A 255-nucleotide genomic window follows, 5' to 3' on the forward strand; every position below is an offset into this window, starting at 1 on the left:
CCGAAGCCGAGCGGACCGTCGACGAGATCGAAGCGCGCCTGCGCAGCCAAGGAGTCGAGCTTCCTCCGGTCGACGACCGCAAAGCCCTGGAGATCGTCGACTCGAATCGACTCTCCTACTTCCAAATCGCCCGGATCTTCTTCGGCCGTTATCCTTCTCGTTCCTTTCTCGGATTCACGATGATGGTCACGCAGGCATTCCTGTACAACGCCATCTTCTTTACGCAGGCGATGGTCCTGACGTACTTCTATGACG

1 pseudogene is annotated in these 255 nt (G+C 57.6%); it reads left to right on the plus strand.

Going from position 1 to position 255, the window contains the following annotated elements:
- A pseudogene (locus tag IU459_RS40700) lies at positions 1 to 255 on the plus strand (MFS transporter); the annotation flags it as partial.

It is taken from the genome of Nocardia amamiensis, from assembly GCF_015477605.1.
Lineage (GTDB): Bacteria > Actinomycetota > Actinomycetes > Mycobacteriales > Mycobacteriaceae > Nocardia > Nocardia amamiensis_A.